Source organism: Levilactobacillus parabrevis ATCC 53295 (genome assembly GCF_001434055.1).
In the GTDB taxonomy this organism is placed as follows: Bacteria; Bacillota; Bacilli; order Lactobacillales; family Lactobacillaceae; genus Levilactobacillus; species Levilactobacillus parabrevis.
The window spans coordinates 25092-46227 of record NZ_AZCZ01000013.1; the positions used below are offsets into that span (position 1 = coordinate 25092).

Annotated in this window: 16 protein-coding genes; 12 read left to right on the forward strand and 4 right to left on the reverse strand. The window is 50.1% G+C overall.

Annotated elements, in window-relative coordinates:
- The first annotated feature begins 210 nt into the window (after positions 1-210).
- On the forward strand, positions 211-1734 hold the full coding sequence (locus tag FD07_RS04845) for an ABC-F family ATP-binding cassette domain-containing protein (protein ID WP_033388736.1): 1524 nt from the start codon (positions 211-213) through the stop codon (positions 1732-1734).
- A gap of 90 nt (positions 1735-1824) precedes the next feature.
- Positions 1825-2418 (forward strand): L,D-transpeptidase, encoded by a 594-nt coding sequence (locus FD07_RS04850; protein ID WP_020089057.1) that lies wholly within the window; start codon positions 1825-1827, stop codon positions 2416-2418.
- A 597-nt stretch (positions 2419-3015) separates the two neighbouring features.
- On the opposite strand, the gene FD07_RS04855 is transcribed toward FD07_RS04850, so the two are convergent.
- The 3 genes from FD07_RS04855 to FD07_RS04865 form a co-directional block, all read right to left on the reverse strand.
- Positions 3016-3927, reverse strand: a complete 912-nt coding sequence (locus FD07_RS04855) for a proline-specific peptidase family protein (RefSeq protein ID WP_020089056.1) — start codon at positions 3925-3927, stop codon at positions 3016-3018.
- Between the two features lie 577 nt (positions 3928-4504).
- A complete protein-coding gene (locus FD07_RS04860) occupies positions 4505-6943 on the reverse strand; it encodes a Xaa-Pro dipeptidyl-peptidase (RefSeq protein ID WP_020089055.1) in 2439 nt (812 codons plus the stop codon).
- Between the two features lie 362 nt (positions 6944-7305).
- On the reverse strand, positions 7306-8706 hold the full coding sequence (locus FD07_RS04865; protein ID WP_020089054.1) for an APC family permease: 1401 nt from the start codon (positions 8704-8706) through the stop codon (positions 7306-7308).
- Between the two features lie 716 nt (positions 8707-9422).
- On the opposite strand from FD07_RS04865, the gene FD07_RS04870 reads away from it, so the two are divergent.
- The 9 genes from FD07_RS04870 (at position 9423) to FD07_RS04915 (ending at position 16581) form a co-directional block, all read left to right on the forward strand.
- Entirely contained in the window at positions 9423-9848 is a 426-nt protein-coding gene (locus FD07_RS04870; RefSeq protein WP_020089053.1) for a bis(5'-nucleosyl)-tetraphosphatase, read from the forward strand.
- A complete protein-coding gene (locus tag FD07_RS04875; protein ID WP_020089052.1) occupies positions 9838-10398 on the forward strand; it encodes a nucleoside/nucleotide kinase family protein in 561 nt (186 codons plus the stop codon). Before FD07_RS04870 ends, FD07_RS04875 begins: the two co-directional genes overlap by 11 nt.
- Positions 10399-10482: 84 nt before the next feature.
- Positions 10483-10950: a Fur family transcriptional regulator gene (locus FD07_RS04880; RefSeq protein ID WP_020089051.1), complete on the forward strand. Its 468-nt coding sequence runs from the start codon at positions 10483-10485 to the stop codon at positions 10948-10950.
- Positions 10951-11636: 686 nt separating this feature from the next.
- On the forward strand, positions 11637-12170 hold the full coding sequence (locus FD07_RS04890) for a hypothetical protein (protein ID WP_020089049.1): 534 nt from the start codon (positions 11637-11639) through the stop codon (positions 12168-12170).
- A 20-nt stretch (positions 12171-12190) separates the two neighbouring features.
- Entirely contained in the window at positions 12191-13138 is a 948-nt protein-coding gene (locus FD07_RS04895; protein WP_020089048.1) for a DUF6681 family protein, read from the forward strand.
- A 537-nt stretch (positions 13139-13675) separates the two neighbouring features.
- Positions 13676-14416, forward strand: coding sequence for an amino acid ABC transporter ATP-binding protein (locus FD07_RS04900; RefSeq protein WP_020089047.1), 741 nt, complete (start codon positions 13676-13678; stop codon positions 14414-14416).
- Between the two features lie 20 nt (positions 14417-14436).
- Entirely contained in the window at positions 14437-15273 is an 837-nt protein-coding gene (locus tag FD07_RS04905) for a transporter substrate-binding domain-containing protein (protein ID WP_020089046.1), read from the forward strand.
- Positions 15270-15908, forward strand: coding sequence for an amino acid ABC transporter permease (locus tag FD07_RS04910; protein WP_020089045.1), 639 nt, complete (start codon positions 15270-15272; stop codon positions 15906-15908). The genes FD07_RS04905 and FD07_RS04910 overlap by 4 nt, the downstream gene beginning before the upstream one ends.
- A gap of 19 nt (positions 15909-15927) precedes the next feature.
- Positions 15928-16581 (forward strand): amino acid ABC transporter permease, encoded by a 654-nt coding sequence (locus FD07_RS04915; protein WP_027825936.1) that lies wholly within the window; start codon positions 15928-15930, stop codon positions 16579-16581.
- Positions 16582-17267: 686 nt separating this feature from the next.
- Here FD07_RS04915 and hflX read toward each other — a convergent pair.
- A complete protein-coding gene (hflX, locus tag FD07_RS04920; RefSeq protein WP_020089043.1) occupies positions 17268-18545 on the reverse strand; it encodes a GTPase HflX in 1278 nt (425 codons plus the stop codon).
- A 568-nt stretch (positions 18546-19113) separates the two neighbouring features.
- Here hflX and FD07_RS04925 point away from each other — a divergent pair.
- A complete protein-coding gene (locus FD07_RS04925; protein WP_020089042.1) occupies positions 19114-20745 on the forward strand; it encodes a peptide ABC transporter substrate-binding protein in 1632 nt (543 codons plus the stop codon).
- Positions 20746-21136: the final 391 nt, after the last annotated feature.

A 21136-nucleotide genomic window follows, 5' to 3' on the forward strand; every position in this document is an offset into this window, starting at 1 on the left:
TTTCAGTCCTTAGCAAGTAAATTTTCACTATTATAGCATAGTTTTCAGGAAAGGCCCTAAGCGGTGAAGTTGACGAACCCGGGCGTTTCGTGGTAAGTTACTACTTATATATTAGGTTTGGGATGAAGCCTTGACGTCGTCGGGGCTTTTTCTGCGTGAGAGAAGAAGGGAAGGATACACGTGCCATTACTACAAGTTGACGACCTGAGCATGAGTTTCGCTGATAAGAAGCTCTACGAAGGGGCCAGTTTTACCCTAGAAAAGGGCGAACACATGGGTGTCGTCGGGCAAAACGGGGTTGGTAAGTCAACCTTAATCAAAATTATTACGGGACAAGAACTCCCACTGACCGGAGAAGTGAAGTGGCAGAAGAAGACCCACGTGGGTTATTTGGACCAGTATGCCGATATTCCAGAAGGCATGACGCTGATCGACTTTCTGCACACCGCTTACGCCGATCTCTATGAAATGAACGACCGGATGACGGCCATGTATACGGAATACGCCGAGAGCATGGATGATAAGCTCTTAGAACGAGCCGGCCGGATTCAAGAGGAACTCGATGCGCGGAACTTTTACGACGTTGAGACCGAGATTGAACGGGTTATTTCCGGGCTAGGCTTGGATGACATGGGTCGCGACCACGAAGTTGCCAACATGTCTGGGGGCCAACGGTCAAAGATTATCTTGGCCAAGCTGTTGTTGGAAACGCCAGATGTGATTCTACTGGACGAACCGACTAACTACCTGGATACGGCACACATCGACTGGCTGGAAGATTATCTGAACAGTTTCGATGGGGCGGCTCTGATTGTTTCCCATGATTACGACTTCTTGCAAGACGTCACCAACTGTATCATCAACGTGGCGTTCGGTCGGATCACCAAGTACCGAGGAAACTTCAAGCAGGCCATGCGGCAACGGGCTGAAAAAGAAAAGGCCCAACAACGTGAATTCGATAAACAACAGGTCGTGATTGAAAAGGCCGAACGCTTTATCCGTAAGAACAAGGCCGGGTCCAAGTCGACCATGGCCAAGTCACGGGAAAAGATGTTGAACCGGTTGGACCGGGTCGATCCACCTTCCACCAACATTCAAGCCCACTTCGATTTCCCTTATCAGGAAACCGGCTCGCAGAATGCCCTGGTCGTGGACCAACTGTCCGTTGGGTATGATCGGCCATTGCTGAAACCAGTGACCTTCTCCGTGACGACCGACCAAAAAGTCGGCCTGACCGGGTTCAACGGGGTCGGGAAGTCAACGCTGATCAAGTCCATCTTGGGCATCATCAAGGCCAAGGGTGGGGAAGCGTCCTTCTCACCATCCGCACGAATCAGCTACTTTAGCCAGGATTTAGTTTGGGATAACAATCGGCAGACACCTCTGCAGATTATCCAGGCGAAGTACGAAAAGCTACCACAAAAGGCTATTCGGACCAAGTTGTCCAAGTGTGGTCTGGATTCCGCCAATGCCATGAAACCGATCGGTGAGCTCTCCGGGGGCGAACAGACCAAGGTCAAGCTGGCGATGATGGAATTTGAACCCGCTAACTTCCTGATCATGGATGAACCAACGAACCATTTGGATGACGAGACCAAGCAAGCCCTGAAGGAAGCTATCAATACCTTCCCTGGCAACGCCATCATCGTCAGTCATGAGGAAAGCTTCTACACCGGATTGGTCGATAAGATCCTGAACGTGGAAAAGCTGAGTTTGAAGAATACACAAAACTAAGATTACGTTTCGGTAAAAAGCGTTCCCTTTTGCCGCTAAATCCGTTACAGTTAACGGTGGGTTGAAATTCAGTAAAAAGGACGGAAAAGCATGAAACGATTCAGACAATTACTCGTTATTGTCGTGTTGGTCGTTGTTGCGGCGGTGGGGATTAACCGCGTCATGCAACATACGTCGGCTGATAAAGCCGCGACCACACGGACGGTCAAGTCAATAGCGAAACCAAAGCCAAAGGCCAAGACGATTGATTGGCGTGCACCTTCCGAAGATAAGGCCTATCCAAACTTAAAGACTTACCCGAATGCTTGGCTGGATGTGAATACCAGTAAGCAGCGGGTCTACGTGAAAAACGGCAATAAGGTGCTCTATACCATGTACTGTTCGACAGGAACGGGCAAGGAAAATGGCACCCCACACGGAACGTATTACATCCAGGCCGAACGTGGCAAGTTCTTCTACAACCAGGGTTCTGGTGAAGGGGCGAAGTATTGGGTCTCCTGGAAGGATCATGGGATTTATCTCTTCCACAGTGTCCCAACGGATAAGGACGGCAATTTCATCGAAAGTGAAGCCAAAGAACTGGGCAAGACGGCCGCGTCACACGGTTGTGTCCGGCTATCGGTCTCCGATGCCAAGTGGGTTTACAATAACGTGCCTTATGGGATGAAGGTTGTGATTCACTAGTACGCTTGAAATCGTGTTGTTAAGCAAATAAAAATGTGATTGTGTTTCCTTCAGGGAGACCAATCACATTTTTTTGTTTGTCTGTTAAAACTATTTTTTATGACGAAAAAGTAACCAAACTAGTGTTATACCAGTCACGACTACGACGGCAATAATACTATAAAATAATAGTTCGCCTACTGCTAATGTACTCAGAAGATCTCCTCCGTATGACTATTGATTAACTAAATTCAAAATAATGATGTCCATGGTCTTACTAAATGTTTCTGTTATCACGGTAATTTTCTAGTTTTACTAGTATTTTTAAGAGTGCGTGAGCGCTCAATTAAATCTAACATGGAATACAGGGATAATCAGCCGTGTAAAATATTTATTTAATAATACTTTTGGCCCTGTATTATTTGCTTCCTAGCCATGGAAACTACCCAATAATCTGGTTTTAGTTAGTCTGTGAAGGCTTGTCCATTTCATTTTATCTGTTAATCGAGGTAGAGAATGTAATATTGCAACATAAACAGTCAGGGTTGGCTAATGAAATTAAAAAAACGTTCTGCGAATTTCTCTTAGAGAAGTCCGCAGAACGTTTTAGGTTAAAGATTAAGCATTAAAGTTGTCATTTTCCACATCGCGGATAAACGTTGCCAAGTGGTCGTAATAGACCGGTGCGTTATCGATCATGTGGTGATGACCACCCTCAGGCGTCGTAACGAAGCGAGAGTGGGGGATGAGTTCAGCCATCTTCTTACCAGTGGCGATTGGCATGGTTTCATGTTCACCGAAAGTCAACAGGGTTGGCACCTTAATTTCCTTCAAGTGGTCACGGAAGTTCCATTCCTTCAGCTTGCCTTTGATGACAAATTCGTTGTCACCTTGGAAGGCGCCGTAAACGTCGGTTGCCATCGTGCTGATCAAGTGGGAGATAGCAGCGGGCTTCTTACGGTCCACGTAGCCATCGTTTAAGATGTCCACGTAACTCTGGTACTTAGGATCGTCATAGTTACCGTCGGCTTCGACCTGCTTCATGTAAGCAACTTGGTCGGCAGATAAGACCGTTTCCCGGATATGGTTAATGCTTTCAACGTATTCGTCAATGTTATCAACCATAGAGGAAATGATGGCACCCTTTAAGTGTTGACCATACTTAGCAGCGTACATTTGAACTAATGCGCCACCCCATGATTGGCCAATCAAATAAAACTTGTCGATGCCTAATTTTTGCCGAACTTCTTCGACTTCATCCAGGAAGTAGTCGTAGGTCAGGTACTTCTTGGCCGTTTCAGGGTCGCTATAGTCGGGTTGGTCGGAATACCAAGAACCAAGTTGGTCGTACATGTGGACCTGAACGTTCAGGCCTTGTGCGGCGAGTTGCTTGGCAGTGTCTTCCCAGTATTCGTGGTTGCCACCGGGGCCACCGTGAAGGGCAAGCAGGTGAATGTCACCAGTCCCTTGGGTATTGGTCCAGAGGTGGTAGCCGTTGTCTAAGGTAATGATCGTAGTGCCTTGTTTCATGAGTAAATTCCCCCGTTTCTAATGAGTTATCCATCGTGCTGGTCAACGTGTTGAACTGCCTTCGGGCCGGTGAAAATGAACCGTGGCGCTGAGGGCGGGCGCCGAAAGCCAAAGAGCGGTCTTTTGGCTTGGCTTTAAGCCACTAAGAAGCGAGTCTCAAAGTCACCGATGCTCTAACCGGCAAATTCAGCCGGCAAGAGCATCCCCACAGCTGAGTTCATTCTCACCGACTCTACGGCTAGTTACGTGTAGACTACTAGCTATTAGCATTGGCCAGCACCGGACAGATGCGTTAGTTAATATTTTATCACTGTACATGTAAATTCGAAACCAAAGATAATTGTGTAGCGAGCAAGTGGTGAAGTTACTTGCCGTGTAAGCCGTGAGGGTGGTGGAAATAAGCCCAGCCGTGGGAGTTCTCTTAGTGACGATTCTTGTCGCTTAGAGAACTGGTGTCAGTGAAACGCGATTCTTAGCGGTTCACTGACAAGGCCAGAGACCGTTCTTTGGCTCTGGTCGTCCGTCCTGGCGTTCCGGGTTATTTCCACCACCCGGTAAGGCGATGCATACGCAAAGTTTACTTCTCAACGAAGGGGATGGTTAGGGAAGAAGCACCCAGCTGGATCGAGTACTGCAAGTCCTGATTTCCGCGGACAGTCATACTGAAGTCGGTCGCGTAGATGACCAAGCCCAGTTGGTGCCCCGCCAACAACCGGTAGTGGGTTGGTTGTAAGGTCACGGATAAATCGTAGAACTGGTTTGGCTTCAACTCGTCCACGTGGTAGGCGTTCGTCCGGTTTTGCAGGTTGCGGTGGCCCTTCGTGATCATCTTCCATGGCGTCGGCTTGGTCGTCTGGAACTCACGCAGGTTATCCTCGCGCCAACGGTAGCCTTCATCGAGGCTGACCCGCAGCGGTGTTGGACTCACGCCAAGGCGTTTAGCATCGCCGTAATCCACAATCTGGAAACTTAACATCCCGACTGGCTGGTTGACGGCGACTTGCAGCTTCACGGTTGGCTTGCCATCTAAGACCAGGTCGTCCTTTAAGACGGCGGACTTGAAAATCAAGCGGTGGCCGAACATGTCGTTATGTTTGTCACCGAGGAGGGCCGTTTGCCAAGCGTCAATGTCCTTGGTGTAGCGCTGGTATTGGGCGACGGGGAGCTGGTCGCTAAAGCTGGTGGCAAATTCCATCGGTTCATGCGTTGTCTCATCGACCAGCTCGTCGTGTTGGAGGTTGAAGACCCGAGTTGGGTTGCTTGGGGCGTCCCAATCGTCCGTAGCGTGCCAGGTCTCTGGGGTAACGTTGTCTTGGATAATGACGTTTGGCAATAACGTTTCCGCCTGGTTGTCGACGCCGAGCAGCTCGTGGGTCAACCAGAGATTGACGATGTCCGTGTAGTCGATCGACCGGAAGGCATTGATGTAGATGTGTTGGCCTTGGTGGAGAATCAACTTCTTCGTGACGGGTAAATAACGAACGGCATTCCACAGATTGTTGACGTTGCGTGGCTTGACGTTCCAGTCGTTTAACCCGTGGACGAGCAGGAGATCCGCCTTGATGTTTTTAACATTCTTCAGGTAGTTCCGGGCATCCCAGTAGGTGCTATAATTGCCAGTCTTGCGATCCTGACCGTGGGTAATAGCGGCGAGGTCAGCCTGCCATTTGGCTTGAATCCGGTGGTAATCGCCGGCCTTGAGCTGCCGACTAAAGGTTTCTTCGGCCAAGACGTCTGTGTCCTCACCGGGGAAGCCACCGGGGGCGATGACCAGGCCACCGTCACGGTAGTAGTCGTACCAGTTGGAAATGGCGGCTTCGGAAATGACCGTCTTGAGGCCTTCGACCCCAGTAGTAGCGGCGGCTGTGGCCAGCGTTCCCAGATAGGAGCGACCGGTCATGGCAACGGCGTGATTACTCCACCAGGCGGGGATGGCTTGGGTTGCGGCCCGGCTGGTGAAGGCGGTACGGTTCCCAGCCAGCCATTCAATGATGGCGATGGTCGAGGTCGTTTCCTCAGGGTCCCCGGTGGTGCGGACACCATCGGAATCCAACGTCCCGATACCGGCGGCGTAAACGACCGCAAAGCCCCGCGCCAGGAAGTAGTCGTTTAGCGTGTAGGATTGTTCGCGCGCAAAGGTTTCCTCGGCGGTCTTAGTGGTCGTTGTCACGGGCCGTGGGTCTGGAATTGGCGTGGTGTCGGGCTGTGCGGTGACATCAGCTAGCGTCAAGTCATTAGGTTGTTTAGGTTCCAAGGGAACGTTGACGTTGTGCATCATTTGATCGCCGGCCTCGTCGTTAGTCCCTTGGTTGTAGGGACTTGCGGTGTAGAGGACGGGGACCTTTAGGCCGGTTTCCGTTTCGGCTGGCCGAATGACCTCGGCTTTCAGCAGGTCCCGCTGGCCGTCATGGTCGGTATCTTGGGGGCTTTCAACGTAAACGACTTCGCGAATCAGCTGGGTCGTGTCGAAGACAGCCTGGGATTTGCCGTTAAAGATCAGAGGCTTCTCCACGCTGGCGTCGTGCACCATTGGGGCGAAGTAACCGTGCGTCGTCAAGTGGTCGAGGAAGGTCTGACCAGTCTTGGTGTGCGTCGTAAGTAAGAGATACCAAGCTTGCTTGAGTTCGGCAAGGGTGAAGTCATTGCCGGCGTGGTCGGCAACGGGGAGTTGAATCTTAGCCATCGCAGCCAGTGGATCAGTCAGCTGGAAGTCCAAGCCCGGTGTGAAACCGAGGCGTTGCAGGGCTAGGTTGTAGAAGCCAGTGACTGAGACCGTTTCGTGCTGGGCCAAGAAGGCCAGCCCATCGAGATCTGGTGTTGCCATTAAGTTACTGAGTTGTTGGTCGACCACGTTAGCCGTGGTATATTCCGGCCAGCTCTTGTCGTAGAAGTCCCGCAGTAAGGCACTGGGACTGGTCAACTGTTGATTAGCAGCGGTTAAGAAATGAATCTGTTCCAACTCGCGCAGGGCATTGGCCGGCTGCGTGGGACGAATAGCAAATTGTTGATTACGCAAATTGATCACCTTCCTGAATAAGTTAAAGGGTCATAGTTTAAGCTTACTTAGCTGACGTGATGACTTTGTCAGGTAAGCATGGTTTAAAAACGTAAAAGTAAAAAACAAATATTAAAATTCCCAAGCAGTTGCCAACCGGCGAAGTGCCAAAAGAACTAGTGTAAGCCGTGAGGGTGGGCAAAATGGACTCAGCCGTGGGAATTATCTTAGTGGTGGTTTTGGCCACTTAGATAATTGGTGACTTTGAAACTTGATTTTCAGAGGTTCAAAGTCAAGTCTGGAGACCGCTCTATGGCTCCAGACGTCCGCCCACCGCGTTCCAGTCCATTTTGCCCACCCGGTAAGGCGCTGAAAACACACAATTATTTTGGCAAATCATCGTTGAGGCGGCTGTGTCGGAGGCCGTAGGTGAAGTAGATCACCAGCCCCAGTGCGAACCAGATCGAGGAGGCAATCCAAGTCTCAGCCGGCAACTGGAGCATCATGCCGAAGCACAACAGACCGGAGACAATTGGCAGTACCGGGTAGCAAGGCACCTTGAACCCAGAATTTTCTGGGAGTTCCTTGATGTGGCGCAACCGGATAATCCCAAAGGAAACGAAGAGAAAGGCCACTAACGTTCCGATGTTAACCAGGTTGGTCAGTTGGGCCAGAGGAACGAAGCCACCCAGTAAGGCGATGACCACGGTGATGACGGCTAAACTGTTCTTAGGCGTCCCGTTGGAGTCGTCGATCTTTCCTAGGAATTTAGGCAACAGGCCGTCGCGACCGATCGAGTAGATCAGCCGAGAGGAACTGTAGATCATGGTGACCATCATGGTAAACATCCCCGCCAGAGCTCCCAGCGAGATGATCCCGGACGTCCAATTCTGGTGAACCAGCGTCAGCGCAAAAGCCACGGGATCAGCCACGTTCAGCTTGGTGTAGTGGACCATCCCCGTAAGGACGACCGCAACCAGCATGTAGAGAACTGAGGCTACGATCAACGTCCCAATGATCCCAATTGGCATGTTCTTCTTGGGATTCTTAACTTCGGCAGCCGAGGCAGAGACCACGTCAAAGCCCAGGTAGGCGAAGAAAACGGTCGAAGCTCCCCGTAGAATCCCTTTACTCCCAAACGGGGCGAAGGGTTGCCAGTTGGCTGGTTTAACGTAAAACATCCCTACCAGGACGAATAAAATAATGATGGCAATTTTGACGATGACGATAGCGTTGTTGATCCGCATCGACTCGCGCATGCCCCGGTTGAGGAGCCAACTGATCAGCAGGACGACGAGGATAGCCACGATGTTCCCGTACGTGCCGTGTGCGGGGTCATAAGGTCCCGTGACGGCTGTGGGGAGGTCTAGGTGGAAACCGGCTAGGAACGAGTTAAAATAGGCCCCAAAGGAATTGGCCACGGCGGCGACCGCCAAGACGTATTCCAAGATCAGAGCCCATCCGAGTACCCAGCCGATGATTTCGCCAAACACCAGGTTGCCGTAAGAGTAGGCGGACCCAGCGACTGGCAAAACGGAGGCGAATTCGGCGTAGCACATGGCCGCTGTCGAACAGACAATGGCCGCTAACAGGAAGGATAAAACGATGCCGGGCCCGCTATACTGCGCGGCGATGGTTCCGGGGAGAATAAAGATCCCAGTTCCGATGACGGCACCGATGCCCAGTGACATCAGATCCTTTGCCGACATTGTTTTGGCAAAGTGCTGGTCACTTTTTAAGTAATTATCTAAGCGTTCGCGGCGAAATATTCGCGAAATACCCATAAAAAGCCTCCTTAATAATGATGATATCTCGGATAGTGTACCCTAGACTTAAATTAAAAGTCAATGAGAGTTGGCAAGAGTTTTACCAAAACCCGATTAAAAAATCCCCACAACCTTGGTTTTCGATATAAAATAGAACAGATATGGTCACAACGGATTTGGTGAGGACTGGTGATTAAGGAGCTGGGTTAGGGACAGAATGACTGGCTGAAAGGCCATAGCGGCGCTGTTTCGGCTGAATAAGCTTACGGATTTTCGGTAAAACCTGGCGGCCGCGGCAGTCGCCAATTATGCCCAACAAGTCAGCTAGAATATTAATGAACTTTTTTTCTGACAAAATCCCCAAATCAAAAGCAGTTCGTGGTATGGTTAACTTTCATTTATATGCGAGAGTAAAGCTAACTGTCAGCTAAAGCTGGTATAGCAAAATAAGGGTGAGGCAGACTTGTGGTTGGTTAGCTGTCTGTCAGCCGCAGGGACGGTGAAAATGGACGCCACTGTGGGAATTGTCTTAGCGTTGGGTTGTGACGCTTAGACAATTGGTAGCTTTGAGACTCGGTCCCTAGAGGCTTGAAGCTAAGCTGGGAGACCGTTCTGTGGCTCCCGGCGTCCGCCCTCAGTGCTCCAGTTCATTTTCACCGTCCTGGAGGCGCTACAAGAGATCCTAACCAGCCATCAAATGGTTGTGAAGAAGTGAAAGAGGAGGCAATTTCATCATGATTACCGAAAATGCAAGTGGTGCCGTCGTATATCGTCTCGTCGACGAGCAGCCACAATACTTATTGTTAAAGAGTGCCACCAGCAACTTCTGGGGCTTTCCCAAGGGTCACGTGGAAGGTAACGAAACCGACATTGAAACGGCCGTTCGTGAGATTCGCGAAGAGACTAGCCTGCACGTGACGATCGACCCCACGTTCCATGCCGACTTGGATTATGATATGAAGAACGGACATCACAAGCACGTGGTTCTTTACACCGCGCAAGTGCCTGCCGATGTCACGATTCACCGACAAGTTGAAGAAATCAGTGAATTCGGTTGGTTTGACTTTTCAACGGCGCATGAGCGCTTGAGTTACCCGAATCTGCAGGACTTGATGACGCAGGCCAACGCCTTCTTAACGGGGGATCGGCATGTCAAATAAAGTATTGGTCATCACCGGGGCGACGGGGACTGGCAAGACCACCGTTCAGGATTACCTGGTCGATGAGTATCCCGTCACCAAGGTAATTACGCACACAACGCGACCACCACGTCAGGGTGAGGTCAACGGTCGTGATTACTATTTTGAGAGTGATGAGAGCTTTCCGAAGAATCATTACCTAGAGTCCGTCTTCTATTCCGGCTACCATTATGGGTCGTCACGTGAAGGCTTGGCGGCTGGTTTCGAGCGGGACCCCTTTGTGGCCATTGTTTTGGATAGTAAGGGCGCTATTACCTACGCACAGGAGTTGGGGGACGAGGCCGTCGTGATCTTTTTGACGGTCAGTCAGCCGGACGAGTTGCTTACACGGGTGACACAGCGTGGTGACGACCGAAGCATGCTCAAACAACGGTTTGCCAGTCCCGAATATCGGCGCGATTTGACCATGCCACTGGCGCTTCAGGGCAAGGCCATTCAGCTGAATAATGATAACTGGCAACAGACTCAGATTAAGTTAGATGAACTGATGAAACGCTTACAGGCAGAATAAGCGACGTCTTGGTTGAGTTTCGTTTGGAAATGTGCGAAACTTACTAGGAATTCGGACTAAATTTTTAAGAGGAGGCCGCCCATCATGGCAGATACGTTGAACGCCGCTGTGGCGATTTTAAGAAAGAATAAGTTTAAGTTGACCAAACAGCGTCACGCGTTGCTGGAGTTTTTGTTGACCAATCAAGGTCACTATACGGATGTGGTGACCGTTGACGCTTATATGCGGACTGAATTTCCGGGGATGAGTCATAACACCGTCTACCGGAACCTGAAGGAATTTGAAGAGGTCGGTATTGTTGAACAGAATACGGAACAGGAACGCACGCGGGTAAAGTACCAGTGTGACTTCCACCATCAACATCACCACCACTTCATTTGTCAGAATTGCGGGAAGGTCACCGAGCTCCAAATGTGCCCGATGGACTTTTTCACGGACCAACTACCGGGCTACGACATCACGGGCCACAGCTTCGAACTCTACGGTATCTGCGCAGAGTGCAAGGCGGCCGGGGTTGTTGCGGCGCCCAAGAAGACGTTGGTCAACAACTAACGAGTTAAAAGTTGTCGCTTGCGGTAGCCAGAGGTTTCGCCTGCTGTGGGGACCGCCTGCAGCCAAAGAACGGGCTTCCGGCTCGGTTCGAAGCCTCACAAAATTTCTGTGAGTCTTCAAACACGTCCCGCTGTGTAAGACCGGGGAGAACCGAGCGCCCGGTCTAACGCAGCTGTCACGGCTGGCTACACCTCTGGCTACCTCCAGCTAGGAAAACTTGTTAATCTGACGTTAGCTGAATGGTCAACGACCTGATTCTCACGAACTTAGGAACTATGATAAGTTGGATGATTCATAAGTGGCCATCTAATCAGCGAGAGTTGTCTTGTGTCAATCGTAAGGAATACAGAAAGAGACTGGATATCCGGTTTTAAAACCTGTTTAAGCCGGAGGAGGTCAGGGATGGAGCCGGCCGTGATGATGGTGCTAAGACGGGAGCAATTCTTCCCGTTCTTACACCATGGGACGAGCTTGGAAACTCGCGGTTTTGGCGAGGTTTCAAGTCGAGGTCCAAGACCGCTTCTCAAGTTTGGACCAGTCTCCACAGCAGGCGGAATCCCTGGCGGCCGCAGGCGAAAGTAAAGAGGTTGTAAACCTTAGGAAAAATTAAAAGAAATTTGAGATTTTTTTGAACTTAACGTGGGATAATAAGAACCATTGAGTTAATTCAGAAGGAGGAATGTAGCATGGCGTACCGGACACCACCCTTTATTACGCCGTTTGCCATCGTTTCAATGGCACTCGCGCTCGGCGCTACCAACGTGGTCACTAATTCCGTGACGAAGACCAATGAAGGGGCTTCACGGACGTCGACGAGTTCATCGCTGGTCGTCAACCAGTCAAATGATTCTAAGAAGAAGGCTAGCGACGACAGTAAGAAAAAGGACTCTGATTCTTCCAAGAAGGACAGCAGCGACTCATCTAACAAGGAGAGTAGCAGTAGTAGTTCCTCGACGGATACGGAAAGCTCTTCAGCAAATTCGACATCCGAAGACAACACGAATAATGGCACAACTACGGGGAACACCGGCAACACGGGGACGACTTCCAAGAAGAAGACGTCATCCAGCACGACGAGTTCAGCAACGACTGATAATGATAATACCGCGAGTGACGACACGACGAACAGTGATGATACCACGGACGATACCGGATCAGGCACGTATAGTCACGCCACGACTTATAACAATACGAATGATACCAACGATACGGGTCAATAACGAAGAAAGGGGGACCGACAATGCTTAGTTTTCTTGATATGGTCAACCATTACCTGGGCTACATCAATGTGAGTGTTAAGATTAAGAACCGCATTTACGTCATTTTGGGCGCATTAGGGGATCTCTACCTGTTTTATATCGCCGTGCGTTATCTCCAAAATGGTCACCCATTCTGGGGCTTATTGATTCTGTTGATTGCCTTGGTACTGCTGTACTTTGTCTATCTCAATACGGTGTACTACTTCACCCAGAAGAAGGCTCCATTCGATATTTCGCCTAAGATTGAAAAGGCGCTGCACATGAAGCCGAAAGAAGCCGAGGAGGACAAGCCCCGACGAACGATGGGTGGTCGGAATATTCCAGCAAATGGCTACTTCGATGAGAAGAAAATATTACCTGGGAAATTAACGTCGACACCAATCGAACAAGCCAACATCCAAAACTTGGCGAGTCGCCTGCAACAAAATCAGTTGTTGCAGATGGACTACTCGGGGTTAGGTGACCGTGAAATTACGGAGCAGGCCCGGCAGACGGGGAAGCCCGTTTACGCTTCGGGTCCCGGCGCTTTGATTCCCTACTTTGACATGCAAACGGAAAACGATCAATTGGTCGTTTACGCCGGCATGAATCAGGCTGAAAAGCAACGCGTCGGTGTGGTCAGCACGGTCGGTCTGCAAAATGTGGCCGATGTTCGGGATCAAATCGAACTGTATTTAGCCAATGCTACGTTAGTCGGGGGTCCTTTCAAGGTTCTCGGCCGGACGTCAGTGATTGAACAGGCCAACGACTTTCAAGTGGCCGTTCAACTGGCATATAAGCATCAGGGTGGCACCAAGCCAGCGCCAACGAGTACTGACCAGATGACCCGTGAGTCTACGGCGACATCACGGCGGGCCCGTTACGACGATGCGCCACAGACGGAGACCGAGTCTGAACCGATGACGCGGACCTCCCGTTACCACCATTAATGAATCAGCATGATAACCGGCACGCTCAGAGATATTCTCTCTGAACGTGCTTTTTTGTACCCATTATTGTTGCTATAGATGCGCTAACGGCCGTCCGAGGCATGACATTGTGACGTCAGTCTGCTACAAAATAGTCAAAGTGGACAGGTGACTTTTCCTAGAGTCGGGGTGGTCGGTAACAGACTATATCGCTGTGAGATAGTGCATAGCTAACATGCTGGTCCCAACTGATGCGAGAAAACCAGCGAACTTGTAAAAAATGTTCGGGTTTTGATAGCCTGAATGTCACGTTTTCTAACATCGCGGTGCTAACTGACAGAAAAATTTTCACGTGAATATCACAGAGGCTTAACCCGTGGTATGACTAACGTTTTTGAGCTTAAACCATCACTGGGGGTGGTTACATATGATGTGTTTATTTTGACCGGGTTATTTTTTTGGTTTAAACTTTAACCTAGACTCAAAAAACACGGAGTAAAATTTCAGGAGTGGGAGTCGCCTTCGGGCAAATACTTTAGTTAGTGGAGGGAAAGACTTATGTCAATGATTGAATTTCACAACGTTGAAAAATACTACGGTAGCTTTCACGCACTGCATAACATTAATCTGACGATTGAGGACGGTGAAACGGTCGTGCTGATCGGACCATCTGGGTCTGGGAAGTCGACGTTGATTCGGACCATCAATGGTCTGGAATCGATTCGCCATGGGCAACTGATTGTAAACGGTCAGGACCTCGCCAACCCCAAGACCGATATGAACCGGATCCGTAAGAACGTGGGAATGGTGTTCCAACACTTTAATTTATACGCCAACAAAACAATTCTTGAAAACATCATGTTAGCGCCAAGAATCGTGCTGCACCGTGACGAAAATGAAAACAAAAAGGTTGCCATGGAAATGCTCGATCGCGTGGGTTTGGCGGACCAAGCGCCCAAGATGCCTTCCCAATTATCTGGGGGGCAACAGCAACGAATCGCGATTGCCCGCTCACTGGCAATGAAACCCAAGTGTCTGTTATTTGACGAACCAACCAGTGCCTTGGATCCCGAAATGATCGATGATGTGCTGAACGTTATGAAGACCATCGCGCGGGATTCCAGTATGACTACCTTAGTCGTGACCCACGAAATGGGATTTGCTCGTGAAGTAGCCAACCGGGTTATCTTCATGGCTGATGGCCGGATTCTGGAAGATGACTCTAAAGAAACCTTCTTCGATGGGCAACCAACGAATGAACGGGCGCGTCAATTCTTAAGCAAGATTATTACACACTAAAACGGGGAGGAACATGACATATGAAGAAGTTTATTCGAATCCTCGGCTTAGTTCTGACCCTGTTAACATTGACGGTGGTCGCCAGTGCTTGCGGCCATAAGCCGCTGTCGCAACGCAATGTGTTGCAGACGGACCGCCAGGACAAGACGATTACTTGGGGTGTCAAGGCGGATACCCGACTGTTTGGGTTACTCGACACCAAGGACAATCAAATCAAAGGTTTTGAAGTGGATCTCGCTACGGCATTGACTAAGCAGATGCTCGGTAAGGATGCCAAGGCTAAATTCATTCAGGTGACGAGTTCAACGCGGATGCCGATGCTGAAAAATGGGAACATCGATGCCATCATTGCTACGATGACCAACACACCGGAGCGGCGGAAACAAGTTGATTTCTCGAAAACCTACTTCTTTGCCGGGCAGTCACTGCTGGTCAAGAAGGGTAGTCGGATCAAGAACGTGAAGGACTTAAACAAACAGAAGGGGACCGTCCTCGGTGTTGTGGGGTCGGACTCCGTGCAAAATGTGGCGAAGGTCGCTCCCGATGCCAAGGTGCTTCAGTTGACCGACTACGCGCAAGCCATGACCGCTTTGAAGTCCGGTCAAGGGCAAGCGTTGACGACCGATAACGGGATTCTTTACGGGATGTCCGTTCAGAACCCTGGCTACGAGGTTACTGGGGGCACGTTCGTTTCCGAACCTTACGGGATTGCAATCGACAAGAACCAGGAGCCATTCAAGGCGTCCGTGAACAAGGCGCTGACGCAGTTGCGTGAGAATGGTGAATATGACAAGATTCTTCACAAGTGGTTCCACAACGTGAAGGGCTTTGACTACAAGGAGGCGGCTAAAGAATGATTCATATCTTTCAAGCATACGGAGGCACACTCCTCTATGGCCTTGGCCAAACGCTATTGTGTAGCCTCATCGCATTGATTTTTAGTCTGATAATTGGGACGTTCTTCGCTTTACTGGAGGAATCACCAAGCAAGATTGGCCGGCGAATCGCGCGGGCTTATATCGAGCTCTTCCGGAACATTCCACTGCTGGTAATCACGATGTTCTTCTACGTCGTCTTCCCGCTATATGTGGTCAAGATGAACGGGTTCACCGCCGGGACGATTGGATTGACACTCTACACGTCTTCCTTTATCGCCGAAACGGTGCGGGCGGGCATTCAGTCCGTCGATCCCGGTCAAATGGAAGGCTCCCGGTCAAATGGGTTTACGTACTGGCAAGCCATGCGCTACGTGGTGTTGCCTCAGGCCTTTCGCTACGTCATCCCACCACTGGGAAATCAATTCGTGAACTTGGTCAAAAACTCTTCGACGTTAGCCTTTGTCGGTGGGTTTGACCTGATGTACCAAGGAAACGTTATCGCCTCAAGCTCACTGGAAACTATGGCGGCATACTCCGCCGTGGGGGTCCTCTACCTGATTATTACGATGCCAATCAGTTACTACATGCGCTACTTGGAAAAGCGGTTAGCTTAAGGGGAGGAGAATCATTATGCTGCAAAATTTTATTGATGCCTATTCTCCCGACAACCTGCGCTACCTGCTCGGGGGCTTATGGATTACGATTCTGGTTTCCGTCGTCTCGATCATTGGGAGTTTTATTATCGGGTCGATTCTCGGTGTGATTCGCTATGTGAAGATTAAATATTTATCGGCGGTCGTTGGATTCATCATCGATGTGATTCGGAACCTGCCACTGTTGTTGATCCTGTTCTTTACCTACTTTGGCTTACCCAACCTGGGAGTTAAGCCGGAGATTATTCCGGCGGCCATCCTCGCCATGACCATCTTTGAGTCCACAATGCTCGCTGAAATCGTGCGCTCCGGGATTCAAGCGGTCGACTCCGGTCAGATGGAAGGGGCCCGAGCTAACGGGCTAACTTACTGGCAAGGTCTGTGGCACATCGTGTTGCCGCAAGCTTTAGTCAAAATGATTCCGGCCATCGTGAGCCAATTCATCTCACTGGTTAAGGACACGTCTTTGGCAACGATTATCCTGTTACCAGAAATGTTGTTCCGGTCACAGATCATTTACGGGCAAAACACCAATTACATTATTCCAATGTTTGTGGCGATTGCTTTGATGTACTTCATCGTTTGTTACCTGCTGTCGCTCCTATCACGCTACTTAGAGAAGCGCCAAGCCTAAGGTTGTGTTAGGGATGTGTTGTAGTGATGTGCCGCCTGCGGCAGCCAGGGATTCCGCCTGCTGTGGGGACCGCCTGCAGCCAAAGAGCGGGCTTCCGGCTCGGTTTGAAACCTCGCGAGGTTCATGCGAGTTTCCAAACGCGTCCCATGCTGTAAACCCGGGAAGAACCTAGCGCCCGGGCTAACAGCATCGTCACGGCCGGCTGCATCCCTGGCTGCCTCCGGCTCTACGTGACAGCTCTGACAAAAGTTATGCTTGGGCTGTGACCGTAGTGCGATAGTTACTGCTAGCCGATTGTTAAGCTGGCGTTGTACTGAACTTTAGATATAAATAAAAATAACCATCGACACATTCGGTTTGAGTGTGTTGATGGTTATTTTGCGTGACGGAGTCTATTGAGAGACTAGTTGGTCCTGGTTACTACCGCGTACGCCGCAGGGGTGGTGAAAATGGGCTCAGCTGTGGGAATTCTCTTAGCGGCGGTATGTGCCGCTTAGAGAATTGGTGTGCTTGAAATTCTGATTTTTGAAGTTCGAGCACAAGCCTAGAGACCGGGCTTTGGCTCTAGGCGTCCGCCCTCAGCGTCACGGTCCATTTTCACCGGCCCGGAGGCCTGATAACGCCTAGTAGTAACCAGGACCAAATAAAAATCATCCTCAACTGATGTGGGGATGATCTTTTTTGATTTATTCAGTAACCACGAATTTCTTGAAGCGGTCGAAGTCAGCCTGTTGTAGCTCAACCTTCAGGGCCGTTCCCTCAGCTTCGTAGTTGGTATCCAGAACGTTGGCGTTTTCGTTTAAGTAAGAGACGATTTCGCCGTCTGAGAAAGGCACCAGGAAGTTGGCGGTGACGTAGTTGTGGAAGACCTTTTCCTTCATTGCCTTGACCAACATGGCAATAGAATCGGAATCCTTGGCTGACAGAATCAGTTGGTCGCCGACGCGGCTAGGATAGCTTGCTTCCGTCAAATCGGCCTTGTTGAAGACCGTGATCATTGGCACGTCGGTCACGCCGATTTCTTCCAGCGTCTTCTCCGTGGTGGCCATCATGGCCTCGCGGTTCGGATCGGCATAATCCACGACCTGAACCAGTAAGTCGGCGCTGGCTGCTTCGGCTAACGTGGAACGGAAGGCCTTGACCAGTTGGGTTGGCAGTTGGCTCACGAACCCAACCGTATCGCTCAACAGCATCTTCTTTTGGTCGGGGAAGACTAACTGCCGGACACTGGTATCCAGCGTGGCGAACAGCATATCCTTCACGAAGACTTGCTTGTCTTCACTCTTCCCGAATTCACGGACGAGGGCGTTCATTAACGTTGATTTCCCAGCGTTGGTGTACCCGACTAGGGCAACGGAAGGTAATTCGTTACGTTCCCGCTGTTGCCGTTGGGTAGCCGCTGCCTGGGTGATTTCTTTGAGTTCGTGATTGACGTGGTTAATGGAACGTTGGATGGTCCGGCGACTCATTTCAGTCTGTGATTCACCAGAACCACGGTTGGTGAAGCCACCGCCACCGCCGCTACCGGTCTGCTGGTCCAGTCGTTGTGAGGCGCTGGTGTGCAGGCGGGGCAGTTGGTATTGTAACATGGCCAGTTGAACCTGTAACTTGGCTTCGCGAGACTGTGCCCGGTTAGCGAAAATTTCAAGAATCAGGCCGGTCCGGTCAATGATTCTGGCCTTCGTCCCGTTTTCCAGGTTCCGAATCTGACTGGGGGTCAGCTCATCGTTGACGATAATGATGTCGACACCATCGTCAGCGACAATTTGGGCTAACTCCTCAACCTTCCCAGTACCAAAGTAGGTCCCGGGATTGGGCTTAGTCAAAGATTGTTGAATCTCTTCTGCCACGGTCATGTTATTGGCTTCCACCAAATTTCTAAGCTCCGTCATGGAGTAGTTAAACGTGGCTTGACCAGCGTTTAGACCAATCGTGATGACGGGTGTACGTGGGGTTTCTTCCAAAAGATCACCCTCCTTTAAAGTCTATGACTTGAGTATAACATGTTTGCTCACTGACGAATAAAGATTAGCTGGGGTAAGTAAGGCCGGCGCAGTCTTGTGGACGGTTGGGGCGAGATGGCGTGGCAGCGGTCGCACAAAATTAATGAACTTAAAAATGCATTATTATTGATATCTCATTTTTAGGTAAAATGACGTGAGCGGGGTGAATAAAAACTAATTGGTAATGAATGCCTATCTGACGGCGTATACAGCTACATTCATTGGTGAATATGAGTTTGATCAGTGGGGGTGAACACAAGGGTGACCTCCAAAAAAGTGAATAAATTTTCAAAAAATTAGAAATCAGTATTGATTCTCATAGAACTTTAATCTACAATGGTTGCTGTTGCTTAGTCAACAGGCAAGTCCCATTTGCGCCGTTAACTTTCGGACAATCGATGATTAGGGTGGTTGTGCGTCGGACATCTTCTGTGAGGGATGTGCGGGCACAATGCCCCGCCGGTCGATGACGCGAGCCAAAACTAACGTCGCAATGTGAGCATTACATATTTAGAGGGGTCGGAATTTTATGAAGGTAAAGTCAATCGTTAAATTAGGAGCGGTGGCAGCGCTGGCAACAGTTTCATTAGCAGCGTGTGGCACTTCTTCTAGCAGTAGCAAGCAGGCTAAGGATCAAACCTTGACCTGGATGGAAAGTTCTACCTTACCAACAATGGATAATTCGCTGGCAACCGATGTCGTTTCCGGTGAAACGTTGAACAACACGGGTGAAGGTCTGCTGAAGTTCGGTAAAAACAGTAGCACCCATCCCGGAGTTGCCAAGAGTTACACCAAGTCTAAGGACGGAAAGACCTACACATTTAACTTGCGGAAGTCTAACTGGAGCAACGGAGACAAAGTAACGGCTCGCGATTTCGTTTACGGGTGGCAACGCACTGTCAACCCGAAGACGGGGTCACAATACGCCTACTTATACGCTGACGTGCTGAACGCCAACGCCATCATGAAGGGCAAGAAGGCCGTTTCCACGTTAGGGATCAAGGCTGTTGGCGACTACAAAGTTAAGGTCACCCTGGTTCACCCAGTCAGCTATTTCCCAACGTTAGTCGCTCAGACGGCTTTCTTCCCACAAAACAAGACGGCCGTGACGAAGTACGGTAAGAAGTACGCCACGAATGCCAAGGATAACGTCTACAACGGACCGTTCAAGCTGACTTACTGGACGGGGACGTCAGATAACTGGACGCTTTCTAAGAACAGCAAGTACTGGGATGCTAAGAACGTGAAGTTGGGCAAGATCAAGTTCAGCGCCGTTAAAGACCCGCAAACCGCTCTGAGTCAATACCAGAGTGGCAAGTTGGATGCCATCTACTTGAGCGGTCAACAACCTAAGAACTACAAGAACGACAAGGATTACCATGCTCGAAACAGTTCTCGGGTCACTTACATTGAATTGAACGAAAAGAAAGATTCCATGATGCGTAACAAGAAGGCCCGTCAAGCCTTGTCTCTGGTCTTGAACCGGAAGCAATTTGTCAACAAGGTTATGGACGATGGTTCTAAGGTCGCTACTGGGATCGTTACCAGTGGTTTAGCTATCCGCAACGGCAAGGACTTTGCCAAGGAAGGCACGATTCCTGCTGCCACGGAACACAACGTTGCTAAGGCGCAAAAGCTTTGGAAGCAAGCATTGAAGGAAACTGGCCGGAAGAGCTACGCATTGACCTTGATGGCCGATGACACTGCCGAAGGCAAGAGCACGACTGAATATGTTCAGAGTCAATGGTCTAAGCTCTCTAACTTCAAGGTTACCAACTCAAACTTGCCATACAAGACCCGGTTATCCCGGTCTGCCTCTGGTCAATTTGATGCCGTCGTTACCCTCTGGGGAGCCGACTTCCCAGACCCAATCACCGACTTGTCACTCTTCACGTCCGACAACACTTACAACAATGGTAAGTGGTCGAACAAGACTTACGACAAGCTGATCAATGATGCTACGACGACGAACGCTAACAAGCCAGCCGCTCGTTGGCAGAACATGGTTGATGCCCAAAAGGTTCTGTTGAAGGATCAAGGGATCATCCCTGTTTCACAAAGTGGTAAGCCACAATTGGTTAAGTCCAAGGTCAAGGGTGTGGTTTACTTCCCTGTCAGCTCTAACTGGGACTTCAGCAAAGCTTACATCGCTAACAAATAATCTGTGAGTTTGTGTCGCCTGCGGCTGCCAGAATTCCGTCTGCTGTGGGGACCGGTGAAAGCCTGAGAAGCAGTCTTTCACCTCGACTTTGAGCCACGCCAGGTTCGGGCGTAGCTCAAAGCTCGTCCCATGCTGTAACCCCGGGAAGAACCTAGCACTCGGGCTAACAGCATCGACACAGCTGGCTCCATCCTGGCATCCTCCGGCTTATGCTACACAGATTAATTGCCGCTCGCCGGTGATGTGGTTATATTTGTTAAATTTTATCGAGATTATTGGGAACTCTCAGAGGTTGTAACTGACTTCTGGGAGTTCTTTTTGATGTTCACTGGGAAGCTTTTGAGGGATGAGTACGGGTAGTGGCGGTCTTACCAGATACATTATCAGCCCT